Origin of the sequence: Vibrio neptunius (assembly GCF_000967495.1) — a bacterium.
GTDB classification, from domain to species: Bacteria; Pseudomonadota; Gammaproteobacteria; order Enterobacterales; family Vibrionaceae; genus Vibrio; species Vibrio neptunius.
This window is the reverse complement of the sequence record NZ_JXXU01000023.1, coordinates 46,728-73,083: the sequence shown is the minus strand read 5'-3', so window position 1 is coordinate 73,083 and position 26,356 is coordinate 46,728. Positions and strand designations below refer to the sequence as shown.

21 protein-coding genes and 1 pseudogene are annotated in these 26,356 nt (G+C 46.8%); 13 read left to right on the top strand and 9 right to left on the bottom strand.

Annotated elements, in window-relative coordinates; genetic code table 11:
* Nucleotides 1-17: 17 nt before the first annotated feature.
* On the top strand, nt 18-974 hold the full coding sequence (gene thrB / locus TW84_RS09250; protein WP_045975375.1) for a homoserine kinase: 957 nt from the start codon (nt 18-20) through the stop codon (nt 972-974).
* Nucleotides 971-2,254: a threonine synthase gene (gene thrC, locus TW84_RS09245; RefSeq protein ID WP_045975374.1), complete on the top strand. Its 1,284-nt coding sequence runs from the start codon at nt 971-973 to the stop codon at nt 2,252-2,254. Before thrB ends, thrC begins: the two co-directional genes overlap by 4 nt.
* A gap of 216 nt (nt 2,255-2,470) precedes the next feature.
* Here thrC and TW84_RS09240 read toward each other — a convergent pair whose 3' ends face one another.
* The 4 genes from TW84_RS09240 to mtnN form a co-directional block, all read right to left on the bottom strand.
* Nucleotides 2,471-3,091 (bottom strand): TRIC cation channel family protein, encoded by a 621-nt coding sequence (locus TW84_RS09240; RefSeq protein WP_045975373.1) that lies wholly within the window; start codon nt 3,089-3,091, stop codon nt 2,471-2,473.
* 84 nt (nt 3,092-3,175) lie between these two features.
* Entirely contained in the window at nt 3,176-4,000 is an 825-nt protein-coding gene (gene btuF / locus TW84_RS09235; RefSeq protein WP_045975372.1) for a vitamin B12 ABC transporter substrate-binding protein BtuF, read from the bottom strand.
* Nucleotides 4,001-4,954, bottom strand: coding sequence for a cobalamin biosynthesis family protein (locus TW84_RS09230; protein WP_045975371.1), 954 nt, complete (start codon nt 4,952-4,954; stop codon nt 4,001-4,003). It lies immediately after the preceding gene.
* A gap of 23 nt (nt 4,955-4,977) precedes the next feature.
* Nucleotides 4,978-5,676, bottom strand: a complete 699-nt coding sequence (mtnN, locus tag TW84_RS09225) for a 5'-methylthioadenosine/S-adenosylhomocysteine nucleosidase (RefSeq protein WP_045975370.1) — start codon at nt 5,674-5,676, stop codon at nt 4,978-4,980.
* Between the two features lie 611 nt (nt 5,677-6,287).
* Between mtnN and rpsO the strand changes: the two genes are divergently transcribed.
* Nucleotides 6,288-6,557, top strand: a complete 270-nt coding sequence (gene rpsO, locus TW84_RS09220) for a 30S ribosomal protein S15 (RefSeq protein ID WP_045975369.1) — start codon at nt 6,288-6,290, stop codon at nt 6,555-6,557.
* Nucleotides 6,558-6,742: 185 nt separating this feature from the next.
* Here the strand turns inward: rpsO and TW84_RS09215 are convergent, their stop codons facing one another.
* Both TW84_RS09215 and TW84_RS09210 read right to left on the bottom strand, forming a co-directional pair.
* The gene (locus TW84_RS09215; protein ID WP_045975368.1) at nt 6,743-7,849 is read right to left on the bottom strand and encodes an ATP-binding protein; all 1,107 of its coding nucleotides are present in this window, start codon (nt 7,847-7,849) and stop codon (nt 6,743-6,745) included.
* Nucleotides 7,846-9,087, bottom strand: coding sequence for a vWA domain-containing protein (locus TW84_RS09210; RefSeq protein ID WP_240478158.1), 1,242 nt, complete (start codon nt 9,085-9,087; stop codon nt 7,846-7,848). The genes TW84_RS09215 and TW84_RS09210 overlap by 4 nt, the downstream gene beginning before the upstream one ends.
* Nucleotides 9,088-9,417: 330 nt before the next feature.
* On the opposite strand from TW84_RS09210, the gene TW84_RS09205 reads away from it, so the two are divergent.
* Together TW84_RS09205 and TW84_RS09200 are read left to right on the top strand one after the other, a co-directional pair.
* Nucleotides 9,418-12,225: a leucine-rich repeat domain-containing protein gene (locus TW84_RS09205; protein WP_045975367.1), complete on the top strand. Its 2,808-nt coding sequence runs from the start codon at nt 9,418-9,420 to the stop codon at nt 12,223-12,225.
* A 21-nt stretch (nt 12,226-12,246) separates the two neighbouring features.
* A complete protein-coding gene (locus tag TW84_RS09200; RefSeq protein WP_045975366.1) occupies nt 12,247-15,090 on the top strand; it encodes a BRCT domain-containing protein in 2,844 nt (947 codons plus the stop codon).
* A gap of 22 nt (nt 15,091-15,112) precedes the next feature.
* On the opposite strand, the pseudogene TW84_RS25040 reads toward TW84_RS09200, so the two are convergent.
* Nucleotides 15,113-15,238: pseudogene (locus TW84_RS25040) on the bottom strand (IS982 family transposase); the annotation flags it as partial.
* A 260-nt stretch (nt 15,239-15,498) separates the two neighbouring features.
* Here TW84_RS25040 and pnp point away from each other — a divergent pair.
* From pnp to TW84_RS09170, 6 genes are all read left to right on the top strand, one after another.
* Complete coding sequence (pnp, locus tag TW84_RS09195; protein ID WP_045975365.1) at nt 15,499-17,631, top strand: polyribonucleotide nucleotidyltransferase; 2,133 nt, start codon at nt 15,499-15,501, stop codon at nt 17,629-17,631.
* A gap of 135 nt (nt 17,632-17,766) precedes the next feature.
* Entirely contained in the window at nt 17,767-18,690 is a 924-nt protein-coding gene (nlpI, locus tag TW84_RS09190; RefSeq protein ID WP_045975364.1) for a lipoprotein NlpI, read from the top strand.
* Between the two features lie 109 nt (nt 18,691-18,799).
* Entirely contained in the window at nt 18,800-19,213 is a 414-nt protein-coding gene (locus TW84_RS09185; RefSeq protein WP_045975363.1) for a MarR family winged helix-turn-helix transcriptional regulator, read from the top strand.
* A 58-nt stretch (nt 19,214-19,271) separates the two neighbouring features.
* The gene (locus TW84_RS09180) at nt 19,272-20,609 is read left to right on the top strand and encodes an MATE family efflux transporter (protein WP_045975362.1); all 1,338 of its coding nucleotides are present in this window, start codon (nt 19,272-19,274) and stop codon (nt 20,607-20,609) included.
* 303 nt (nt 20,610-20,912) lie between these two features.
* Nucleotides 20,913-22,247, top strand: a complete 1,335-nt coding sequence (gene vpsR, locus TW84_RS09175; protein ID WP_045975361.1) for a cyclic-di-GMP-binding transcriptional regulator VpsR — start codon at nt 20,913-20,915, stop codon at nt 22,245-22,247.
* Between the two features lie 505 nt (nt 22,248-22,752).
* The gene (locus TW84_RS09170) at nt 22,753-23,004 is read left to right on the top strand and encodes a hypothetical protein (protein ID WP_045975360.1); all 252 of its coding nucleotides are present in this window, start codon (nt 22,753-22,755) and stop codon (nt 23,002-23,004) included.
* Nucleotides 23,005-23,075: 71 nt separating this feature from the next.
* Here TW84_RS09170 and TW84_RS09165 read toward each other — a convergent pair whose 3' ends face one another.
* Nucleotides 23,076-24,110, bottom strand: coding sequence for an NADP(H)-dependent aldo-keto reductase (locus TW84_RS09165; RefSeq protein ID WP_045975359.1), 1,035 nt, complete (start codon nt 24,108-24,110; stop codon nt 23,076-23,078).
* A gap of 126 nt (nt 24,111-24,236) precedes the next feature.
* Here TW84_RS09165 and TW84_RS09160 point away from each other — a divergent pair, with 126 nt between their 5' ends.
* Entirely contained in the window at nt 24,237-24,548 is a 312-nt protein-coding gene (locus TW84_RS09160; protein WP_045975358.1) for a DUF6482 family protein, read from the top strand.
* Nucleotide 24,549: 1 nt separating this feature from the next.
* Here TW84_RS09160 and mutH read toward each other — a convergent pair whose 3' ends face one another.
* Nucleotides 24,550-25,215: a DNA mismatch repair endonuclease MutH gene (gene mutH, locus TW84_RS09155; RefSeq protein WP_045975357.1), complete on the bottom strand. Its 666-nt coding sequence runs from the start codon at nt 25,213-25,215 to the stop codon at nt 24,550-24,552.
* 622 nt (nt 25,216-25,837) lie between these two features.
* Here mutH and rppH point away from each other — a divergent pair.
* The gene (gene rppH / locus TW84_RS09150; RefSeq protein ID WP_045975356.1) at nt 25,838-26,356 is read left to right on the top strand and encodes an RNA pyrophosphohydrolase; all 519 of its coding nucleotides are present in this window, start codon (nt 25,838-25,840) and stop codon (nt 26,354-26,356) included.

Sequence of the window (26,356 nt, the reverse complement as noted above, 5' to 3'; positions counted from 1 at the left end):
AGCGGATGAGTAGTGGTATGGATGTGGTGGTTTACGCCCCAGCGTCAATTGGTAACGTGAGTGTTGGTTTTGACGTACTCGGCGCTGCAGTATCGCCTATTGATGGCACCTTGCTCGGTGATCGAGTGATGGTGAAAGCTGGAAACGAGTCTTTTAGCCTCAAAACGGCGGGCGATTTTGTTTCCAAGTTACCGGAAAACCCTAAAGAAAATATCGTTTATGATTGTTGGCAAGTGTTCGCCAGAGAGCTAGATAAGAAAGGCGTGACTCTGTTACCCCTTGAAATGACGCTTGAGAAGAACATGCCTATCGGTTCTGGGTTAGGCTCTAGTGCCTGTTCTATTGTCGCGGCTCTGGATGCGCTAAACCAGTTCCATGGTAACCCGTTGGATAAAACTGAGCTGTTGGCATTGATGGGTGAGATGGAAGGGCAGATATCTGGTGGTATACATTACGACAATGTCGCACCATGCTACCTAGGTGGTGTTCAGTTGATGCTTGAAGAGCTTGGCATCATCAGCCAGGAAGTACCATGTTTTGATGACTGGTTCTGGGTCATGGCGTATCCGGGTATTAAAGTATCAACGGCAGAAGCCCGTGAGATCCTACCATCTCAGTATCGTCGTCAGGACATCATTGCTCATGGTCGACACTTGGCCGGCTTTATCCATGCTTGCCATTCGAACCAGCCAGAGCTGGCGGCTAAGATGATCAAAGACGTGATCGCTGAACCGTATCGTGAGAAACTGCTACCAGGCTTTGCTGATGCACGTAAATATGCAGCTACAGCTGGTGCTTTAGCTACTGGTATTTCTGGAAGTGGTCCGACGCTGTTTAGCATTTGCAAAGATAAAGATGTCGCTGAGCGAGTTGCTCGCTGGTTAGAACAAAATTACGTACAAAACCAAGAAGGATTCGTCCATGTTTGTCGTTTAGACAAACAGGGCTCGAAAGTAACAGGAAGTGAGCTATGAAGCTTTACAATATAAAAGAAAATGATGAACAAGTTTCCTTTGGCCAAGCCGTTCGCCAAGGGTTAGGTCGTAACCAAGGCCTCTTTTTTCCACAAGAGTTGCCTAAGTTCGATGATATTGATGCCCTGTTAGCAGAAGATTTTGTTTCACGAAGTACAAAAGTTCTTTCTGCGTTAATTGGTGATGAGCTTGCGGAAGAGAAAGTGAACTCGCTAGTGGATGCGGCTTTCCAATTCCCTGCGCCAATCAATCAAGTTAAAGATGGTGTCTATGCCCTAGAGTTGTTCCATGGTCCAACTCTAGCGTTTAAAGACTTTGGTGGTCGTTTTATGGCGCAATCACTCGCGGCTGTTTCTGATGGCGGTAAAATCACCATTCTAACCGCAACATCGGGTGATACGGGTGCAGCAGTGGCTCATGCTTTCTATGGAATGGAAGACATCAATGTGGTGATTCTTTACCCTAAAGGTAAGATCAGCCCATTGCAAGAGAAGCTATTCTGTACGCTTGGAAAAAACATTCACACTGTAGCGATCGATGGTGACTTCGATGCTTGTCAGGCGCTTGTGAAACAAGCTTTCGATGATGCTGCGTTACGTGAAGAAATTGGCCTTAACTCAGCGAACTCCATCAACATCTCACGTCTAATGGCGCAAATTTGTTACTACTTTGAAGCGGCTTCACAGCTAAGCAAAGAGCAGCGTGAGAATCTTGTTGTTTCTGTACCAAGTGGCAACTTCGGTAACTTGACTGCAGGTCTATTGGCTAAAGCACTGGGTTTGCCAATCAAACGTTTTATTGCGGCGACTAACGCTAATGATACTGTGCCGCGCTACCTAGAAACCGGTAAGTGGGAACCCAAGCCAACAGTGGCAACCACATCGAATGCTATGGATGTCAGCCAGCCAAACAACTGGCCACGTATCGAAGAGCTATGCCGCGTGAAAGAGTGGGGCTTAGAGACTCTAGGTAAAGGTGCGGTTTCTGATGAGCAAAGTGCGCAGTCGGTGAAAGACTTGCACTCGCTTGGTTACTTATGTGAGCCACACGGTGCGATTGCATACCGCGTCCTTGAAGAGCAATTGCAAGAAGGTGAAACGGGTCTATTCCTTTGTACGGCTCACCCAGCTAAGTTCAAAGAAGTAGTCGATGATATTCTAGGTTCCGATATCGAACTACCAGGACCACTCGCAAAGCACGCAGCAATGGAGCTTCTATCTGAAGACCTAGCTAATGACTTTGACTTGCTAAAACAAGTACTGCGTCGAGTGCAGAAATAATCTGCGTCGCTTGAATATAAAAAAGGTCACCTCGGTGACCTTTTTTGTTTCTGTGGGTAGTTACCCGAGAGTCATTCCTTGCTTTACTACTGTCATCCTCAAGAGTGAGGAACGAACGAGTTGGGGATCTCTTAAAGCAAGTCGAATAGGGTATAGAGATTCCTTACTCACTCATGCTTCGTTCTAAGGAATGACAATAAGAGCAACAACTCTTGTTTAACGATTCAAAGCAAATGTTGGTAGAGACAAGTGCCAGCGAATCGCACCTAGGCGAATCAACAAAGTAGAAAAGACGCCTGCTAAGAATGCAGTGTCAGGACCATGCCCCATCGCCAGCGCCGTGGTGTGGAATACTCCACCGATGATACACGCAGTAGCATAGACTTCACTTCTCAGTACCATAGGCACTTCCCGCGCAAGTACATCACGGATGATACCGCCTCCACATCCAGTAATTACACCCATGATGATGGCAACCAGTGCTGAATCCTGATAGGCCATGGTTTTATCAACACCAATACCAACAAACACCGCAAGACCGATTGCATCACATACTGGCAAAATCCACCAAGCTAGACGTTTAGGACGGCGAACAATGAGCATCGTTAGCAGGCAGGTGATCAAAATGGTCCATAAATAATTGGTGTCAGTAATCCAGAATACCGGAGTGGCACCTAATGCCATGTCACGGATTGTACCGCCTCCAATAGCGGTTACGCTGCCAAGTACGGCAACACCAAAAGGGTCCATTTTGAGTCGGCCAGCAAGCAGTACTCCGGAGATAGCGAAAATGGCGGTGCCGAATAAATCGACACTGTATAGCAGCATGGAATCCACGGGATGAATATCTCTTACAAATGCTCAGTTGATCCTGAGGAACAAAAACGACGGCGGATTGTATGGTATCAGACCTAAACGGTGTTAGCGATTTCGCCTGACGGTTTCGAAGTGCTCACAAACTTCTTTAATTGCATTAAGTGTTCTGGGCGTCGGCCGGTTGAGCCAATCTGAATTCAGTGACCAGACGTATCCGTTTTCTACCGCTGACAACTGTTGTTTCCAGTCTAACCAAGTGCTCCCTTTTGCGATGGCATGCTCTGAGGTAAAGATGACTTCTGGTTCACTTAACACCACTTGTTCAGTGCTAACTTGTGGGTACGGTACTGCACTTTTTGCAAACACATTCTCACCTCCACAAAACGAAAATACTTCGCTTGGCCAATTCCCTTTTGCGACGGTAATGATCGGCTGTTCGCTTAGCTGGTAGAAATACCTCACTGGGAGGTCTGTTTGATAGCGCTGTTTAAATGTTGCCAGCCGACTTCTATATTGCTTGGCTGCATTGAGTCCGACGGATGGATCTTGCGAATATTGACTTAATTGTTCGATGTTGTTGGCAATGTCATCCAGTGAGCCGGTGGTCGAGTAGTAAATGTTGATACCAAATTGTTTCAGCTTTTCCAGTTCTTTCGCCGGATTTCCGGCTGGCCATGCAATAACAAGATCTGGCTGGAGCGCGATAATGCGCTCTAGTTTTATGCCTTGGTAGTTGGAAACCTTTTCCAGCTTTGTTGCCTCTTCAGGGTAATCGCTGTGGTCACTTACGGCGATTAGTTTGTCGCCCAAACCTGCAGCATAAGCTATTTCGGTCGCGTGAGGGGCTAAGCTAATTACGCGCTCCACTGGATCTGCGTTAACCAGCGCTGAAAACAGTATTGTAACGAGGGTAAGCAGCCGTATCTGCATTTAGATTCCTTGATAAATGAGGCCCATGATAGCGCTTTGTACCATGATCCAAGCGAACATTCGCCATGCTAGCAGGCGCTGTACTTGAGCAATATGTATGGCAGAGGGTGCTATTCGTCCTCCCAGCTTGCTGCGCACCGATTTCTTACCGTCATAAATAGCAGGCCCTCCGAGAGAAAGTTCTTGTTTCGCACCGACAGCTATGATCAACCATGATGGACCTGGTAGCGGCCAACTACTCGCTTGTTGCTTGAACAGTGCAAACACTTCACGGGTGCGTTTTCCCAATGCAATCATTAGTGCAAATAGGCGCAGAGGAATATAGTCTAACACCGCCACGACACGAATGACGGGCAGGCCAAAAGGAGAGAATTTCTCGCGAGATGGAGACCAAGCACGAGCTAGCTCAACAGTCATTCGATAAATGAAGGCACCAATTCCGCCTGCGATGGCGTACCAAAACATTACAGCGACCACGTTGCGACCGTAAGACATGATTAGCGTTTCTGTTCCGGCTTTCCCTAAGCCGAGAAGGGATAGTGATTGGGTTGAACGGTTTACCATTGGCTTGAGCAGCATTTTAGCGTGCTCTTTATCTTCTCTCGCCAGTGCTTCGACAAAGTGTGCAGTGAATTTATCGGTATTACGCCAGTCTATAGCGAGCAATAACAGGGCAAGCTCAAACAGTTGGGTCTGCCAAACCAGAGGCTTTAAGGCGAGCAGCACGATCAGCATAGGCGTGATCATCAGCAACCATGCCAGAGTGCCAGAGATCATACTTTGTGAATAACTGGAATTGGTATTGACCTTGTCGGCCAGTTGCTCAGCGAATTTGTGCCAGAGAATAGCTGGGTGCGCTTCACGGGGAAAAGGGAGGATAAGATGAAACAATAAAGCGCCCCATAACACTAGAAGCGCTCCGTTTGAATATAACTGATTAAAAGTCTCTTCCATGATTATCAGTCACTTGATTTCGATTATGCTCTAAGCAACTCAACCATTTTGAAGACCATTTCAGAAGAGCTCTTTGCCGCTAGCGGCAGAAACTCTTCGAAACTCATTGGTGACTCTTTGTCAGCTACGTCTGAAATGGCACGAACGACAACAAACGGTACTTTAAATTGGTGACAAGCCTGAGCAATCGCAGAGGCTTCCATTTCAACGGCAATCACTGATGGGAAATGTGTACGGATAAACGCTTGACGCTCAGCGGTGCAGACAAAAGCATCTCCAGTGCAAATCAGGCCGCGGACGGCGTGCTTGTCTTCCATTTGCGCCAGTGCTTTTTCAGCCACATCCATCAGTTTTTCATCAGCTAAGAAAGCCGCTGGTTGCTGAGCCATTTGGCCCATTTCATAACCAAATGCAGTTACGTCTGCATCGTGGTGACGTACTTCAGTTGAAATAACAACGTCGCCAAGGTTTAGGCTTGAGTCAAAGCCACCTGCAGAACCTGTGTTAATCACAACATCAGGCTTGTACTCGTCAAGAAGCATAGTTGTGCCTATCGCAGCAGCAACTTTGCCAATACCTGACTGAAGGAGCACGACTTCTACACCATTAAGCTTACCCGCGTAGAAAGTACAACCTGCTTTCGAGACTTCTTGGCAGTTTTCAATAGCTTGCTTAAGAATAGAGACTTCTTGCTCCATTGCGCCGATGATGCCGATTTTCATAAGGAATCCTGTTATTTCAATTAGGTAGCTTTAATCCGCTAAGTGTAACAGAAAAGGGAAGAATGGGAACGGGCTGCGCCATTCGGGATCGCTTCGCTCATGGAACGGGCTACGCCCTATGGAAATCGGGATCGCTGCGCTGCTGGAACGGACTTCGTCCTTCGGGAACGCTTCGCTTTTGGAACGGACTTCGTCCTGTAGAACACTTCTTTTCGGGAAAACGGGATCGGGCTTCGCCCTGCTGGAGTGCTACGCGTTGAAAATCTAAGGTGGACAACGTCCTTTGAGAGGTAAACTGTCATTCCATAGACTGACGAAGGAAGGAGTAGGGAATCTCATAAAGCTTTTTGCTTGCTGTAAGAGATCCCCAACTCGCTCGTGCCTCGCTCTCGGGGATGACTCTGATGAAAGGGATGCTCTTATTAGCTGACGTCTCAAGCTCTCCAGCTCTCCATAGGACGAAGTCCGCTCGCGCTTCCCGCCTCCCGCGCGAAGCGCGCAATTACCTATTGCTTAACCTATATACATCCCCTATAATTCGCGCTCCTCGTGTCGGCTGAATCAGAGATTGGCTGGCACAACGTTTAACCTACTCTTATTAGGAGAGAATTATGTCTCTGAATGCAGAAACTAAAGCAACAATCGTTGCAGATTACGCACGTGGCGAAGGCGACACTGGTTCACCAGAAGTACAAGTAGCTCTACTTACAGCTTCTATCAACCACCTACAAGGTCACTTCAAAGCGCATAAAGGCGATCACCACAGCCGTCGTGGTCTTCTACGTATGGTTTCTCGTCGTCGTAAGCTTCTAGATTACCTTAAAGGTAAAGATCTAGATCGTTACCACGACCTAATCAAGCGTCTAGGCCTACGTCGCTAATAAGCGACTGCATAGAACAGTTTGTCGAAAAAGGGGCTTTTAGCCCCTTTTTTGTATCTGAAATTCATAAATTGACAGCTCTATTTGTTATATCCTTGCTGAAAAGTAAGTGATCAATCGCCTTAAATAAAAATGCCAGTTCTCTTAGCGAACTGGCATTTTTATTTAGGGAAGTGGTAACAAGGTTAAGCGTTACTTAGGAACAGCTTAGCCAGTTCCGCATCTGCTAATACCCCTTTCACCGAAGCATTACCGCTGTTCATCAGATCCTGCATCAGTCCAAGACGCAGATCGTTTGGTAGGAAACCTAGCTTAAGAAACGCCTGAACATTGCCAATTTGAGCCGGTTTAAGCTTAACGCCACTGACTTTCAGATAGTGGTACAGGCGGGTACACAGAGTGGCCAGAATGTCTATTCGTGGTGCGGCACCGCCGGCGATACGCTCAATTTGCGGAGCTATCTCCTTATCGAAGGATTTGGCCTCCACCATCGTCTGAGGCGAAACCAGCTTACTCAGGTTCTGTTCCACAAAGGCGATGAAGGCGGCGCAGGTGGTTTCATCTAAACAGGAGCGAGCAAGAATGTTCACTAGTGGCAGCTGCGACTTAAGATCCTCAATTGGCGCAATGGCTTGAAAGAACTGTACTAGAGAGCGAGGGGTGGTGCGCTCGCCGCTGACCAGCTCGGGGTAGGTCAACACAAAGTCGATGCCTCTAGGATCAATGTTGGCACCTTCTGCCCACAATGCCCACGCTTTCGCATCAAACTCCATGGTGATGTGCATCATGCGGGTCAGCATGGCGTCGTCCATTGGCGTGACCGAGTAGTCGCCACCATCTGGGTTTGCTGTAAGCACAATTTGCCAGCCTTCGGGCAGTGCCCAGCTGATGAGTTCATGGTTTTGCAGCAGCTGCATGATGCCTCGAAGGATGCGCTCGTCGGCGCGGTTAACGTCATCAATCAGTAGGATACCAGGTCCGGGTTCGGTCGGCACCCAGTGGGGAGCGGCAAATTGAGTTACGTTTTCTCCCCGTTCATTTTGGGTTACCTGAGGCATTCCCAACAGATCCCCCATCTCCTCAAACTGAGCTGGAGCAATGGTGCGCCACTGCATTCCTCTCTCTTTGGCGATCTGCTCCACCATCTGGGTTTTACCTATGCCGTGACGGCCCCAGATGCAGACAGGAACGCTGCGCTGACCTGATTTAGGTAGCAGATGCTCGATGAAGCTGCGCACTTCCGGCGCTTGGCAGGTTAAGCCGTAGTAGCTGTAGTTGTGGCTATGTGTCATGAATGTCTCGTGCTGGTTTCGGTGACGGTATTGGTATCGGCCATGGGGATCACCCGACCGCATTGGCGAAGAGGTGTGTTTTTTATCGAAGTTCTGTCGTTGTGGATAAGCCACAGAATAGGTGCCCCCGCCGAAATCTCCGGCGGCGGCGCTTCACCGTCGGTGAAGTAGATGGTGGCATCAACCCGCAGTCGATTGGCCATTTCAATGGGTGCGTCAAAGCAGGTGCCTCCGCGTCCACTGATCGTTTTCGGCGGTTCACCACGGTAGCTGTATTGACTTTTAATCTCGGTATCGCATTCAACGATGGTGAGTTCGGCGCCGGCACGCCAGATATGGTGTAGCTCCTCAAAAAAACGCTTGAGCTGTTGGTCATCGACACTGGCCGAAGTATCTATAGCGACCAGAATGTGTTGATGAGGCTGAATGCGGGTTCCGGGAGTGGTACCGTAGCGTTTAGAAGGTCGTTGTAGGGTATTTTTTACTGAGGTGCGCCGAGCGCTAGAGGCGAACAATCTTAGTAGACGTCGCCAGTTAACTATAGGGCGACGACGAGCAATGGCCTGGGCAAGCGCTTCTAGTACGCTGGCGGGCAAAAGGCCTCGCGCTCTGGCGTTTACCTGCTCGGTGCGTTGAGCGCTTTCCTCCAGTTTACTGTCTAGCTGCTGACTCACCAGAGAGCGATGGGCTTCATCGATCTGGCCCAGTGCGTTCCAGCTTTGGTGCCCAAGCCCTGCTCCGTTAAAACCCTGATTGCTCGGGAATTGGTTGCTTTGGGGCAGTCGTTGGTAGTAGTAACCCAGTTCGCGATGTGGCTCTAACTCTGGATGGCCTAATCCCGTCAGCCACTGGTTTACCAGTTCGAGAGTTGGGGCATTTGGGGCCAATTGGTCAGAGCTGAGATATTGATTCACCACCAGATCTGCCGCTAGATCAAAACGGGCTGAGTCTGCGTATTGGTGGCGGCCGAAGGGATGCCCAAAGACCAAGTGCAGGGCTTCATGTTTCAGTGCCCCTAGCTGTTGAGGCTCACTCAATACGGCCCAAGATGCGAAGTGGCATATGAACTGAATATTACTGTTTTCTTTTAGTTTTATCTCAAGAGGAGCGGTTCCTTCGTCGCCTCGCTCTAGGGTAGCCTTATGAAAACTACTCAGATAATGGCCGTAAAAGGGCTCATTGAGCATCAGTTTGACGAGGATTCGTGACAGATTGGCGTTGTTTATAGTGTAATCCATATTAACTATATGATTTTAAATTAATTATCCATATAATGCTCAGGTGGTCAATCCACGTTCGATTTTAATAGTAAGAGCTTTAGGAGCATTTCGTTGAAAGCGATGGCTGGTGATTTTAACGTAAAGCCCGGTACGCGCAGTAATCATATACAGAAGAAACCTCTCAGTACCGATCTGGAAACCTATCCACCATGCTCGACTGAGCGAATCAATTTCTGCTGCCACCCAGTGTTTCGAAGTTGAACCTAATCGAATTTTAGAGGTGATTCTCGCTGGTCACCCTTGTTGCCGTGCCTTTGTCGCGTCCCCCCAGAACAGTAAGGAGGCTCCATGCAGAGTGTGGAACTGGAAGATTACAATCACGACTCCCTGTTGGAATCGGTACACCTTGATGTCGAGCATTTGTTTTATGATAGTGATGAGCCGATGGAGAGTTGGCAGCAGCTCAGCCGAGCCTTCCCTCGACTTCGTAAGCTGACCTTTGAGGATCTTGGCCGCGTCGGTGGTCGCAAAGAGATCAATGCGGAGTTTTTCCAGCAGTTCCCCAGCTTGTCTGAACTGGAGATGCCGACTCGAAGTCGCGATAAGCTGTCGGTGAGGTTGGAGAACGTTAATCCGGAGCATCTGGCCAATTTGGAAAAACTGAAACTGAGCCAATGCCGAGATGAGGATCTGGCGCTGCTCTCAAGCCTGCCTAAATTGACTGAGTTGACAGTGCGCCTCTACCAGTCCAGCGTTAAGATTGCCATCAGTGACCAATCCTCTTTGAAGTTACTTAAGGTGGGGCTGGATCCTCAGGTAAGGGCACTCAGTTGTGATCTTGAGAGCAGCCAACTGATCTCTGTGGTTCTGGGGCAACTGGATTACTATGATGATGGCCCGGCAGCTCTTTCTGTGAATCAGCTTTGTTTGCCAAGTTCACTGCAAGAGTTCACCTTAGATGCCCATTGTGTCGGAAAACTGCCCGGCGCTGTCTTGGGTGCCAACCAAAGCCTAAACCAGTTAACTCTGAATTTGGGCTCCGCTGAGCTTGCGGAGGACCTTCTCGGCGAGCTTAAGGAGTTGAACCGACTTACCCTGACCTTAACCGAGCCGACACCGCCCTTGCCTCCGGCTCTATTTGCCAAGCTGACTCGAGCTACTAAGTTTGAACTCAAGTGCGAACAGACCCAGATCCCAGAACTACTGCTGCCTCATGGAGTGGTGGTGGAGGACTTTAATTACAGCAATGCCAGTGGGGCGCTAGAGAAAGCCAATGAGTTGGTACTGCCAGAGCTTACTCGGGCGTGGATTTGTGGCTTGAACGGCGATCAACTGGATTGGTTGGCTTACAGCCCGAAACTGAACGACTGTAATTTTTTAATAAAGGGCAAAGTATCGCAGATGCCTGAGCTGCCGACGCTTACCAGTTTGACCCTACGAGGAGGGGAACTGGATCAGTTACCTACGTCGGTACTGAGCAGTAGCACTATTGAGCGTCTTAATTTGCTGTCAGTTACCTTGCCTCGACTGGGGGACATGAGCCAGATGACGGCTCTTGCTGACGTGTGGATTCAGCCTTGGCGTCATGAGCAAGCATCACTGCCAGAACAGCAGGACTTGGTCACCATTCCCGCTCTAAAATCGCTGCGTCTAGACATCGAACTGAAGCAGTTTGAACCCGCCTGGATAAACTTAAATGCGGAATTGGATCTGGATATCAGCAACGAAAAATTGGCGGCGGAATGGCAGATCTTAAAGCGCTCTCACTTAAGTGATGAGGAGTCTTTAGGCTACCTGAATATCTTGGCTCCTGTGTATAAGCCCGCTGAGCTGCCAACGATGCCAGTTAATTTCCATTTGACGATGATGGCGGCGAAGTACAGCCGCTTTAAGGCGCAGCACAAAGCGTGGCTAAGCCAATTGGCTCAGCACAATGAGCAGCAGCGACCTTTTGGTGTCGACAGTATTTTGTTTGTTTCCGGACGCAGTGGCTTTAAAGCCACTGAACTCAAAGCTAAAGCTGAGGAAGTGGGCTTTAGTCTCAGCAAGAAACTGGATGACAATGTCACTCACATCTTGCTGGGCAGTGCTCCTAAGAACACCGAGAGTTTCGACCTTGAGCGCCATGCCATCATTAATGATTCGGTACTGCAGCAGTGCTTCGAAGTCAATGCGCCTAAGTTTCTGCAGCAGGAGGGCGGCGAATTGATGGAGGCCAGTGTATTGGAGATGTTGGCCTCTTCCGATGAAGCGTCCCACAAGGTTGCCGTACAGATGTTGGAACAGGGTGGGGTTACCGAAGCGATGCGCCTGCCGCTGTTTCTGATTTTGAAAACCACCGCCGACAATGGCTTTCGTAAGCAGATCAAACATCTGCTGGCGGGCATGGGGGATGAAGCTTTTCAACTGGCAGTGAACGATCGCATCCTGTTCCACAACTGCCGTGGCCTCGACGATTACGGCAACCTCAAGGGGCAGGGCGTGATGGTAGATAAGCTTAAGAAGCAGCGCAGAAAGTGGGGCGACGTGCTGTGTATGGAGTTTGCGCAGTTGTTCTTTAGGCGTTATGGCGAAGGCCTTATCTACGTGATGCTGCAAAAGACCCCAGCTGAGCTGCGTTTGCCAATGCTGGAATCACTGGTTGAGGGTGATTGTCTTAACTGGCGTCGAGGCATGGGGATGGATCAGATTCAGGAGTTCTGGGACAAGGAATCCCAGATTAACCTGCACTGGCATCCGATGTTCTATCTTAATAACGATAACCTACTGGGCGCAGTGAAAATCGAGATTCCAAAGGAGTTGGCCAGCGGGCGTACTATTCGTCGTCTGGATCTGGGCAACTGCTTATTGAGTACGCTGCCAAAAGGTGCCGACCAATTTACCGAGATCACCAGCTTAAGCTTGGCCCACAACATGTTGGACTCCCTGCCGAGCGCAATGACTAAGTTTACTCAGCTTGAGGTGCTGGATATCTCCTTTAACCACTTCCGTGAATTTCCCAAGGTGTTATTGAAGATGCCTTGGCTGAAGAAGCTGGATTTTCGCCGTGCCACCCGTCCTGGACTGGATGAGGATTATGGTTCGCACTATCACAAATTGCGTGTGCCGCAGGCATTTTTAGAAGCCTGCCCAAACTGTGAAGTGCTTCAGGATTAATGAGTTAGGACACAATTTTTGATGACAAAAAAAGCTTCTTTATATGAGTATGATCTGGAACAGTTGGAACAGATCCACTCGGACGTCACCAATCTGCGCTACTGCATAAGTGACATTGCCCCTGACTGGAACAAGGTCGGTCGAGCTTTCCCTAACGTTGAAGAGCTCTATTTCGGTAGCTATCTGGAGCCTCTGCGCCCCATTGATGCTGAGATGTTCAGTGCGTTTCCTAATCTCAAGATTCTCAACAGCGAAACCAATCCGCTGGAGCTTTCCGACGTCAAGCCTGAGATGGTTAAAAACCTTAAGGCGATTCGGGGAGCAGTGGTTACCCAAGCCAACCAATTGGGTTATCTTAAACACTGTCAGGCTCTCACCGAGCTCTATCTTGAGGTGGAGAAGGGACCTTTGGCTCTGGAGGTGCCTGAAGGAAGCCGCCTCCAATCGTTACATCTGCGGGTAGATGAAGTTGAACGACTGGCCTTAAACCTCTCTGGGGCCCAGGAGCTGAAGGAGCTTCACCTCTATTGTCGCCACTACAATGCGGAGTCTTATAAGATGGAGGTGGAACAATTGCTGCTGCCCGACTCAATTAAGAAGATCTCGATCTCTCCCCATTGCCAGATGCAGATAGAGCGAATTATCGATGCTGGAAACGCTGAACTTGATGAGATGCGACTGGAGGCCGATAAGTTAATTGTGGCTCCCGGTGGCTTGATTCGGGCTAAGTCTGTTAAGGAGCTGCACCTAAATGTAGGGCTCAATGACACTGAGGTTGCCAGCGATCTGTTTTGCCAACTTGGCAGCGCTGAGCGTTTGATGTTCCTGCCCCACAACGCCAGTTATAACCTGACGGAACTAGTAGCGCCGCTGCAATCCTTAACCTCGATCTATCTATTCTCTGAGGGCAAAGGAGTGGTTGGTGAGCTTAATTTGCCACACTTGGATCACCTGTTTGCCACCGGTGTGCCATTTGTGCAACTGGACGGCCTGAAAAACTCACCACAGCTGACGAAATTGGAGCTGCGTGACTCGGGAGAGTTGGGCGAAGCCAAGGTGCTTAGCGCCTTAACCAAATTGGACTACTTGCAGCTGGAAGGTTTTACTGATGCTGAGCTGCCGTTAACGCTGCGTCAGCATCCCGGTATTACACGGCTTCGAGTAAGCAATGGCCCTACCGATCAGCTTGGGGATCTGAGCGCCATGACAGGCATCACCGAGATTCGAATCGAGCAGTTTAGTCATCATGGCCCATGCACCACATTGCCTGCATTGGAACAACTGCTGACCGCACCATCGCTGAAGCGTCTGGCTCTCAACCTGACGGCACAAAGCGGCGATCGCACTGACTTTTTGATGCGCATGCCCCCAGAGATTGAGGTGGAGTTTGGCATCTACGACCAAATGGCCCGCAGTGAAGCCCTGAACAAACAGCGGAAGATTTTGCTCAATGCTCCCTTAACTATTGAGCAGCGCCAAACTTACTGGCAACAGCTGTATCATGCGCCAAAACCAAGAGACCTGCCTCAGATGGAGGGCCGCTTCCATTTGACCTTCCTTGAGGCGAAGTACTCTCCATTTAAGAAACACGCTCACGCCTGGCTGAGGGCCAACGCCGAGCAGGCGTTAACTTGCCGCACACTCGGTAGTGATACTGTGCTGTTTGTCTGTGGTAAGAGTGGGTTTAAGCTCACCGAGCTCAAGGCTAAGGCAGAGGAGCTGGGCTTTAGCATCAGCAAGAAGTTGAACGACAGCGTGACCCATGTGTTGGTTGGTGCCAATCCGAAGCAGACCGAGCTGCTGGATCTACAGTATCATCTGCTGATAGACGATACTGCCCTAAGCCAGTGGTTTGAGCAGGCGGCGCCGCAGTTTTTGCAACAGGAGCAAGCTGTTGACAGCGGCATGGTTGATACCGTGATGACGATGCTGAACTCCCCAGATGAAGCCTCCCATCAAGTGGCGGTGGAGATGTTAGCTCAAGGGGGCGTCACAGAAGTGATGTGGATACCGTTGTTCCTGATTCTGAAAACCACCAGCGATAAAGCACTGCGTAAATCGATACAGCAATTGCTGGCTGGTAAGGGGGACTACCTGTTCCAGTTGGCGGTAAAAGATCGCATCTTCTTCGAGTCGGACCTGCGAGGTCTGAACTGGGAAGGTCACCCAACCGGTGAAGGGCCGATGTTTAAGAAGCTCAAGGGGTTGACCAAACGTTGGGGGCGTCCTCTGTGTATCGATTTCTCCAAAGCCTACTTTGACCGCTATGGCGAGGGGCTGTTGTGGCTGCTGACCCAGAAAGAGGAGTGTGAGCGCCGCCAAGCCATCACCCGCTCGTTCGTGGAAGGTGAGTGCCTCAATTGGAACAGAGCCTGTGGCTTCGAGTTGATGGTGAAAGATGCCGATGAGGAGCATTTGATCAACTGCCATCGCTCCCCTGACATCTACATGCAGCACAGCTATGAGTTGGGTAATCCGAAGACTCGTTTACCGGAAACGCTGCCCGAACAGACTCGGATAACTGAGCTTGACCTGCACAACTCCTACTTGAATGCGTTGCCTGCTAATTTCGAACGTTACCTGCAGGTGAAGAAGTTAAACTTGAGCTTCAACCATTTGGAAAAGTTGCCGCCGAAATTGGCTGAGCTGACTGAGTTGGAGGAGCTGGATCTCTCCTTTAACCACTTTGCTGAGTTTCCCAAGGTGTTGTTTAAGCTAAAGAAACTGAAGAAGATTGACTTGCGTCGTGCGGCAGAGCCTTTGTACCGCTGGGGCTATGACGCGGAGCAGGGCTATGAGTCGATTAGAGCTCCGCAAAAATTCCGCGATGCGTTCCCAGACTGTGAAATTCTAGAGGACGTTTAAGGGTATGAGTGGCGTAGTTTTAAATGAGACTAAGATAAAAATTCTTAAAGTTACGTTGATGCGATATATGAAAAGCAATAATGATGGTTATTATTTCGCTTTCAGATATTTGCCCTTTGCGGTCCCTTTTACGTTGAACAGTTTCAATAAATTCTACGGGATTTACCCCTCGAACTAGTCTATAATCGTGCCGCTATTTTAGTAACTTTACGATAGGTTTCTGAATAGCGGCATTTTTGTCCACTGACTACAGTCACGTAAGTCGACCAAATGGTCGCGGCTATTAAAAGTTGGTTAACTTTCTATTGGTCTTTCTTTTGGCAAGGCTCAATGGGAGGTGAGGTAGCCTGCTTTCACTAGTCGCGATTGGTAGTGGTGGATTCACTCAAAATCCAACAAGGAATTTTCATGTTCGAAAAACCAGTTGTTAAAACGTTCCAGTACGGTAACCACACGGTTACTCTAGAAACTGGCGTTATTGCACGCCAAGCTACGGCAGCAGTTATGGTTACTATGGACGATACGTCAGTATTCGTTTCTGTAGTGGGTAAAAAAGAAGCGGTAGAAGGTCAAGACTTCTTCCCTCTAACAGTTAACTACCAAGAGCGTACTTACGCAGCAGGTAAAATCCCTGGTGGTTTCTTTAAACGTGAAGGTCGTCCTTCTGAAGGGGAAACGCTAACGGCTCGTCTAATCGACCGTCCGATTCGTCCACTATTCCCAGATGCATTCAAAAACGAAGTTCAGGTTATCGCGACAGTAATGTCTGTAAACCCAGACGTTCAACCAGACATGGTAACAATGATCGGTACTTCTGCGGCTCTTGCTATCTCTGGTATCCCGTTCAACGGTCCTATCGGTGCAGCACGCGTTGGTCACATCGACGGTCAACTAGTTCTGAACCCAAGCAACACTGAGCTAGAAACATCTAAGCTAGACCTAGTTGTTGCTGGTACTGAAGGCGCTGTTCTTATGGTTGAGTCTGAAGCAGACAACCTAACTGAAGAAGAGATGCTTTCTGCGGTTGTATTTGGTCACGATCAACAGCAAGTAGTAATCAAAGCGATCAACGAGTTCGCAGCTGAAGTTGCCACTCCTGCATGGGATTGGGTTGCTCCAGAAGAGAACACGACGCTTGTAAACAAGATTGCTGAGCTAGCAGAAGCGAAGCTTATAGAAGCTTACCAAATCACTGAGAAGATGGCTCGTTACGACCGTATTCACGCGATTGCTGCTGAAGTAAACGAAGTGCTACTTGCTGAAGATCCAGAAGCAAACACAAAAGAAATCCACACTATCTTCCACGATCTAGAGAAGACAGTGGTTCGTCGTAGCATCATCGCGGGTAACCCACGTATCGATGGTCGTGAAAAAGATATGGTTCGTGCGCTAGACGTACGTACTGGCGTTCTTCCGCGTACGCACGGCAGCTCATTATTCACTCGTGGTGAGACTCAGGCAATCGTAACAGCGACTCTAGGTACGCAACGCGATGCTCAAATTATTGATGAGCTAACAGGTGAGCGTAAAGATCACTTCCTACTACACTACAACTTCCCTCCATACTGTGTTGGTGAAACAGGTTTTGTTGGTTCTCCTAAGCGTCGTGAAATCGGCCACGGTAAACTAGCTAAGCGTGGTATTGCTGCAGTAATGCCTTCTGTTGATGAGTTCCCATACACAGTACGTGTTGTGTCGGAAATCACTGAATCTAACGGTTCTTCATCAATGGCTTCTGTATGTGGTACATCTCTAGCTCTTATGGACGCTGGTGTGCCAATCAAGTCTTCTGTTGCGGGTATCGCAATGGGTCTTGTTAAAGAAGGCGACGATTTCGTTGTTCTTTCTGACATCCTTGGTGACGAAGACCACCTAGGTGACATGGACTTTAAAGTAGCAGGTACTAACACTGGTATCACTGCACTTCAAATGGATATCAAGATCGAAGGTATCACTAAAGAGATCATGCAAATTGCTCTTAACCAAGCGCAAGGTGCACGTAAGCACATCCTATCTGTAATGGATGAAGCTATCTCTGGTGCTCGTGAAGATATCTCTGAGTTCGCTCCGCGTATTCACACAATGAAGATCAGCGCTGAGAAGATCAAAGACGTTATCGGTAAAGGTGGTGCAGTTATCCGTGCTCTAACTGAAGAGACAGGTACAACTATCGAAATCGAAGACGACGGTACAATCAAGATTGCTGCAACTGAAGGTACAGCTGCGAAAGAAGCAATCCGTCGTATCGAAGAGATCACTGCAGAAGTTGAAGTAGGCCGCATCTACACAGGTAAAGTAGCGCGTCTAGCAGACTTCGGTGCATTCGTAACTATCCTGCCAGGTAAAGATGGTCTAGTACACATCTCGCAAATCGCTGACAAGCGTGTAGAGAAAGTGTCTGACTACCTAGCTGAAGGTCAAGAAGTTCAAGTAAAAGTTCTTGAGATTGACCGTCAAGGCCGTGTACGTCTAAGCATGAAAGAAGCAGTTGAAAAGACTGAAGAAGCGGTTTCTGAAGAGAAACCAGCAACAGACGCATAATGCGGATATCGCTAAGTAGGCTGGTGTTGTGTATTAGCCTATTTTGCTAAAAGCATGTTATAAAGGGAGCATCACGCTCCCTTTTTTAATGCGGACCAGTCTGGGTTAAAGGCTCAGCAACAGGAGTATTTATTTGTGAAATGGTTTCAAACCGCAACACTTAGTATGGCTTTGTTAGTGACGAGCGGTTGTGCGTCTATATTCGATCAGCAGCCTGATTGGATATTGCCGCCGATGGTTGAAGCGTTACAGCCCACTTTGCAACAAGAAGTACAGATAGCAAGATTAAGCCAACTGTTACAACGCCCCGATTTACCCAACGAAACGAGAGCTAAAATGCTGAACGAAAGGGGAAATCATTATGATAATGTTGGCCTAAGAAACTTAGCTCGATTAGATTATGAACAATCATTGGCAATCTACCCTGCTCAGGCTGATCTCTTCAATTTGTTAGGCGTCTATTTCACAGAAAATAGAGACTTTGATGCTGCCTATGATGCATTTGATTCTGCTTTGGAGTTGGCTCCTGAGAACTCATACGCAGCAAGGAATCGTGCTATTGCTTTGTACTATGGCGATCGTATTGAACTAGCGCTTGAAGATATGCAGTTACATTACGAACAAGACCCCAGTGATTCATTTCGAGCTCTTTGGCTGTATATAGTCAAGTCTAAAGTTTCCCCCCATGTTGCAAAAGAAGAATTGCTTGCTAGATATGCGGCCCGTGATAACCAGTGGGGATGGTTTTTAGTAGGGATTATTTTAGGTGAGGTTTCCGAGAGAGAGGCCTTTAAAACCATCATGGAAACCAGTAGTGATCGCACTGTTTTGGCCCAGCGTTTGACGGAAGTTTATTTCTATTTAGGTAAACGTTACCAAGCTCAAGGAACCGATGAAGATCTAGCCAAAGCGATTTCATTCTATAAATTGGCTATTTCTTTCAATGTCTTTGAATATGTTGAACATCGCTACGCCTTTCTCGAACTACAGGGCATTTATGATGCAGCGCATCAAAAAGAGATGACTCATTCTCCAAATAAACAGGCCCGTTTAAAGTAGCCAATGACTATTGCGATTGAAGCCGCTGCCTCGCAGCGGTTTTTTATTGCCATCTATTTCTACTGACATTAAAATAGTTAGCCTTGCTAACTAATTAGACTGAGATTTTATGGCTCTGGAAAGTTGTCTGATTGAATTGGAACGTTTTTGTGCCAAAGCGTGGCGAGTTCATGCTAAAGAAGATCCTTTATCTCTACTGAGTTTTAACGAATATGATTACTTGAGGGTTATCGAAGAATTTCCTGAAGGAATTCGCATCACCGACCTAGCCAATGAGATGAAAGTAACCAAACCGTCCGCGTCGAATATGGTCGCACGGCTGCAAAATAAAGGCTTAGTTTCACGTATCTCATGTCTCCAGGATGCACGTTCAAAGCGAGTCATACTGAGTGAGCAGGTGTTAAAGGATTTATCGAAAGAACAGTTAGTTTATCAGCATATTGCACAAGCAATGAGCAATAAATTGACTAAAAAAGAAGCAGGTCAGCTTGTGTCTTTGTTGGAAAAATCACTAAAGGATTAATGGGTTCCAACCTTTCATTTCACTATTTAGTTAGCCTAGCTAACTGATGGAAAGAGTTATGCAAACTTCCATATATAAACAGTTTTGGCAATACACAATTCCAACCGTCGCAGCCATGCTAGTCAATGGCTTGTATCAGGTGGTTGATGGCGTATTTATTGGCCGTTATGTTGGCGCTGATGGGCTTGCAGGAATCAATGTTGCTTGGCCTGTGATCGGCTCAATTTTAGGAATTGGCATGCTTGTGGGGGTAGGGACAGGAGCAATGGTGTCGATCCGCCAAGGTGAAAAAGACACACTAGGCGCGAAACAAACTCTTGCGACAGGTCTAGTACTTCTATTGGTATTAACTCCTGTAGTATCAGGGGTTCTGCTTTTCTTCTCTGATGATTTCTTGCGTTGGCAGGGTGCTGAAGGACGCGTGTTTGATTTAGGGCTACAGTATCTGCACATCTTGATAGGTGCCAGCGTATTTACCCTCGGCTCGATTGCCATGCCGTTCTTACTGCGTAATGACGACAGCCCAAATTTAGCGACGATATTGATGGTCGTGGGGGCGGTGATCAACATAGTGCTCGACTACCTGTTTATTGCTTGGCTAGGTTGGGAGCTGACTGGTGCAGCGATTGCGACCGGGGTTGCTCAGATGGTTGTTACCTTATTTGGATTAGTATACTTCTTCTCACCAAGAGCCAAACTTCGCTTACAAATTGATGAGTTGAAACTTAAGTTAGCCTTGGTGCCTGAGATATTTTCCATCGGTACATCGAGCTTTTTTATGTACGCCTATGGTTCGATTATGGTGGCATTGCACAATAGCTTGTTTGCTCAATACGGTGATCAGCTTTTGATTGGTGCCTATGCTATTTTGGGCTATATCGTCACTGTATATTACTTGACTGCCGAGGGGATCGCCAACGGCATGCAACCCTTGGTTAGCTATAACCATGGCGCACGTCATCAGGTAAATATTCGTAAGTTGATCAAAGTGGCGATGGTCAGTTCAGTAGTCATCGGAATGGTGTTTGTTCTTTTGCTGAATCTCTTCCCACTTGAGTTTGTCTCGGTATTCAATTCATCAGATATTCAACTGATTGATAATACGATTCTTGGCATTCGATTGCACATGTTTGCGCTTGCATTGGATGGGTTCCTTGTTGTAGCTGGAGCCTATTATCAGGCGACCAATAAAGGCAGCAAAGCCATGTTCGTTACTGTAGGTAATATGCTGATCCAATTACCTTTCTTATACATAATGCCTAAACTAATAGGCGTTCCGGGCATTTGGATTGCTTACCCGTTATCAAATATCGCGTTAAGTATTATCGTGGCGATGATGTTACTAAAAGACATTCAACGTTATAGCACACAGCCATCCGAGCAAGCATTGGCATAACATGTAAACATTGTTTTAAATGGGATCCGGTATAGGTAAGGCTTGTACCGGATTTTTCTTATCTGGCATAGGTGCAATATGTGAACTTGTTGCAGTAGAGCTTTAGCACTATGTCTCGTTTTGTGTCGAGAGATGCATACTCGTGCCGAATGTTGATCGAATTGTTGTTTGGTATTTATATAATTCACTGGCTAGTCTTAGTAATGAGACAGATTATCTTGCCGAGTCTCTATAATGTAACGGCTAAGTTTTGGTGCCTCTAGAGGCACAGCATTAAAATTTGAATCAATAGGGATACATTTCATGGCTAGTCAGTTCCGAATGGACTCCATTCCTGGTTCACTTATCGTTGTCGGTGGTACGTATGAGCCCTGGCTGTCGGTGTTAGAGCAAGTAGGATGGCGTTGCACTCAGTGTGCAGATTTACGCAAAGCAGATGCTTTGTTCAGCGAAACAGGACCATGTATTGGCATTGTCGACCTTAGTCATGACGAGTTTAGTCTCAATGGTATTGCGAATTTGGTGAGTAATCATAAGCAAGTACGCTGGCTCGCATTTATCCGTGAATCGCAGTTAAGTTCAGATACTATTTGCCAATTTATTGTTAACTTTTGTATCGACTTTTTTACTGCGCCAATTCCAGATGCTCAGCTTCTCAGCACCATTGGCCATCAACTTGGTATGCTCAAGTTAGAGAAAAAAGTCTGGCCACACTATGGCAGTAATAATGACATGGGGCTGATTGGAGAATCGATCCCAATGAAGCGTCTTCGTGATCAGATAAAACGTATCGGTCCAACTGACGTGAGCATTCTCATTTACGGTGAGAGTGGCACTGGTAAAGAGACCGTAGCTCGTGCTGTGCATAAAACCTCTTCTCGTGCGCAGAAAGAGTTCATTTCTGTCAATTGTCGCGCGATGTCAGAGAGGCGCCTTGAGAGTGACTTATTCGGTGTTAACCGAGATGAAACCTCTGAGCCTTCGATTCTTGAAAAAGCAGATGGTGGTACGATATTGCTTAACGATATCCTGACCTTACCTAAATCTCAGCAATTGAACCTATTGCGATTTCTTCAAGAAGGCACTATTGAGACAGCGAATGGTCGTCAGGAAATCGATGTACGGATCCTAGCAGCCAATTCGGCCGATATTGAAAAAGCTTTGATTGATGGTGATTTCAATGAAGAGCTTTACCACTACATTAATGTGTTGCGCATCAATGTTCCAAGCTTAAAAGAGCGCGCTGGGGATATCGCAATACTCGCGCGACATTTCCTTCAGGAATACTCCAAGGAATACAACGCACAGGCTCGTAGTTACACCGAAGAAGCCACACGAGCTCTGACTCGTTATCACTGGCCGGGTAATGTGCGTGAATTGATGAATCAGATCAAGCGTATTGTTCTGATGTCAGAGACGGTGATGCTGGATGAAGAACACCTCGATTTACCTAAACGAAGCGATGGCAAACGCAGTCTAAAAAGTATCCGTGAACGAAGTGAACGTGATGCGCTTTTATTGGTGCTTGAGTCTCATTCTGGTCAGGTATCAATGGCAGCGAAAGAACTGGGTGTATCACGTGCTACTATGTACCGATTACTTAATAAGCATAACTTAATCAGTGATACAACAGTGTAATTATTTGTTTTATCTAAATAAAGCCACACTCTAAGCCGTGTGGCTTTTCTATTTACATAGAGAATAAATCGCTGAAGATTATATCACCTAGTGGAATATCTTATAATCATGAGTTTGGTGTGGTTATTTTTAGGTTAAAAAATTGTATTTTAATTCTATGCAAAATAATGGTTGAAATATCATCGCTTATGCATAGAATTTAATCGTGAGTATAAGCTCACATATCAAAACACTTTTCTATTGGATTAATACATTACTGGGAGGCGCACAATGAAACATTTCAACGTCAATTCATTGATGACTGCGTCTTGTGATCAAGCTTCGAACATGGTGGCTAAACAAAGCAAGCCTGCGTCGTGTGATCGCCGTTCTACCCAAATATTGTAATTAGTCCGTACCCATTTTTTTAATTGGCTGCGGGAAAGCAGCGAATTAAAAATGTCTTTATTTTTCGGTCTATTCGTTGATTTTTCCCAGCTGTTTCTCATTCAACTGGAGATTTATCATGAGTCATTCTGTCTATCTAAAACTTGCTACTCTTTTGGTTAAAGCTGATTTACGTCGTGAAGAGCGTGATTGGAAACGTCGAATCAGGCGTAGTGCTTTCCATATCCCATGGGAAAACGAACGTTTACTTCGTGACATTGGTTTGGAAAACGATGGCCGCCCTGTTGGTCATTCAGAACCTGATAGCGTAAAAGCTGAGCGTCGTATTCGTCATCTTCGTCGAGTTCTCAGTGTGCGAATATCTACGTAATGGATAGGACCAGTTTGCTTCACTGGTCCGAAATTTATCAGCCAGCTACTGATGCAGTAGCTGGTTTTTCACTAAGGGCAAGGGTTGGAGTAAGTCGTGCCAATTTCCTGAAGTCCCTGGAGCAATTCTTCACTTAATACGACATCAAGACTGTCAATATTAGATTTGAGCTGTTCCAGATTCGTTGCTCCTATAATGTTGGAACCAACAAAAGGCCGTTGATTGACAAAAGCCAAAGCCATCTGAGCTGGATCGAGTCCATGCTGCCTAGCTAGATTGACGTATGCTTGTGTCGCTTGTATTCCTTGCGGAGTAAAATAACGAACAAAGCGCTCAAACAATGAACATCTCGCCCCCTCTGGACGTGCTTTGTCGAGATACTTACCGCTCAGGCAGCCAAATGCTAATGGCGAGTAGGCGAGTAACTGCACACCTTCATAATGACTGATTTCCGACAAACCGATTTCAAAGCTGCGATTAAGTAGGTTGTACGGGTTCTGAATCGAAATAATGCGTGGTAGTTCATGCTTTTCCGCTAGGCGCAGCAGTGTCATTACCCCCCAAGGTGTTTCATTGGAAACACCGATATAACGCACTTTGCCTGCTTTAATGAGATCGGCCAAGCTCTCTAGGGTCTCAATGAGTGTGACTTCTTCCTGTTCATCTGGGTATGGATAATTGAGTTGGCCAAAACAGTTTGTTTTGCGCTGAGGCCAGTGCAGTTGGTACAAGTCAACGTAGTCAGTTTGTAGTCTCTGCAAGCTGTCGTCTATCGCTTGATGGATATTGCGCCTATCTAGACGCATGTTGTCACGAATATAAGGGACGTTTCTCGGCCCTGCAATTTTGGTCGCCAGTACGACTTTTTCTCTCTTCCCTGATTTCTTCAGCCAATTACCGATGTATTGCTCGGTAGAACCTTGGGTATCCGCTTTAGGAGGGACAGGGTACATTTCGGCAGTATCGATGAAGTTCACACCACGCTCGAGTGCATAATCAAGTTGACTGAAAGCGTCTTGCTCTGAGTTTTGTTCACCAAAGGTCATGGTGCCAAGGCAGATTTTACTAATTTCAAGAGTGGAATTAGGTAACTTGTTGTATTGCATTGAACTTCCTTACTCAATTTCTCTTTGTTATCTCAATATAGGGCATCGCCACATTAGAAGAAATGGTGCTCGATAACAATTTCGCAAAATTTGCATAGTTAACTAAAATTAAATTGGAGGTGTGCTATGCAAAAAAAACAATTAGATAAATGGATCCATGGACATCACAAAGATAACTACCAACCACCCAAGGTGTTTGTCATTGGTTGTTCAGATCTCTCTCACTACCTTCTCGCAGTGGAGTACAAACATAGACTGGAACCAATTAAAAAAGATGATGAGCCGATTCATTTTGAGTCTCTCGACTCTGTCAAAGAAGAGCTACTACGTTTGGGAGTTGAAAGGGCTTACCTAAGGTTACACAATGCTTATGATGAATGTGGCGCTGGAGATGGTCCACTTTATCATGATGTCGAATTATCATTAACCACACATTAGATCAAACAAAGTTTTGCTCAAGGATCTGAGCCGTAAATTGAGTTCGAAGATAGAACCCTCGAGGTAATGTCATTATAGGCTTGCCGCTCGCTCCATACGCTTCAGTCAATACTCTGCTATTCGCTGCTTTTGGCCGCAGTTGCAGGACTTCACCATGGCGAGCGGTAATTTGTTCCACGTGTCCTAGCACGATCAATTCCATTAATTCTTCCCAATCCGTTTTGAGCTGCAACTCTTCGTTTTCACTTGGTGACCATATTAAAGGTGATCCTACGCGACGTTCAGCAAGTGGGAGCTCACGTTCCCCTTCGACAGGAACCCAAAGCACCCTCGATAGCTTGTTGCGTACGTGACTGGTTTCCCAAGTCAGTCCTTGTACTCCAATCAGTGGAGCGACACAGACAAAGGTGGTTTCCAAAGGTTTGCCCGTATGGCCAATCGGGATCGTTTTGAGTTCGATTCCAAGTTGCTCAAAATCTTGCTGGGGTTTGCTTCCCGCGAGTGCACCTAGGTGCCATTCCAACAGTTGGCCGACCCAACCTTTATCTCTTTTTAGATCGGGCGGTACCATTAGGTTTGCCTCATCTGCCAGTTCCTTAAAACTCACGCCAGCAATATCTCTCGCTCGCTTGAGCAATTCGGTTTCTGATTTCGGTTCGGGCTTCATGAGGATCGTCAGGGTGGTCAAACGTTGCCGTTATTGTAGCTGAAATTGATCCAAATGTGACTGGTTGAAAGTGGATCTTAGTGTCTAAAAGATCATCAATTAAGGGGTTATCCACAGGTGTCGTTGAGATAAGACGAATTTTTATCAGGAGTGTATGAATAAACAGTGTTTTAAGGCCAATAATTTGCTTGAGTTTTTGGTCATAACTTGCCTTGTTGAGTTGGTGATGTGGATAAAAGTCTCTCTGGTGGATCTTTGACCGATCTGAGAGGGGGGTGTTTTATGGATTACTATTTTGGCAATTTTTAAAATTCTATTTTCTTATAATTCTGATTTTAAAGGTTTTTATTTTATTTTCTTAAAATCTTGTATTAAATCTGATGTTCTCATGGATAAAGAATGATCACTTTCTCTAGGATTCTGCACATGGTTATACACAGAAAAGGTGAATAAATGTGGACTATGTCTCACCTTTGTGTGAATAACCGTGTTTTGGGTTAAAAGTTATCCATAAAGACTGAGTTGCGCCATAATTTACGTATTAGTCACACTAGTAAGTTTGCTACATCTGGGGATATGTGGAAAAATCACTGTAATTAAGAATTTAATTAGAGGTTGGCCAGTGATAGATGGCGATGGTTACCGCTTAAATGTGGGAATTGTAATCTGTAACAACCATGGTCAGGTCTTCTGGGCTAAACGATACGGGCAACATTCATGGCAATTTCCTCAAGGGGGAATGGATGATGGCGAAACTCCTGAACAGGCAATGTTTCGGGAGCTATACGAAGAGGTCGGTCTTACTAAAAAAGACGTAAAGATTGTAGCTACTAGCCGTCATTGGTTAAGGTACAAACTACCAAAACGATTAGTGCGCTGGGATTCGAAACCTGTCTGTATCGGACAAAAACAGAAATGGTTCCTTCTTCGTCTGGATTGTGATGAATCACGAATTGATATGCAGCGAGGAAATTCCCCTGAATTTGATGGTTGGCGTTGGGTGAGTTACTGGTATCCAGTCAGGCAAGTCGTGTCCTTTAAGCGAGACGTTTATCGTCGAGCTATGAAGGAATTTGCTTCTGTCGCAATGCCGTTTAAAGAGCGCAAAGCGAAGGGTAAACGCAAACACAGAAGAGGATAG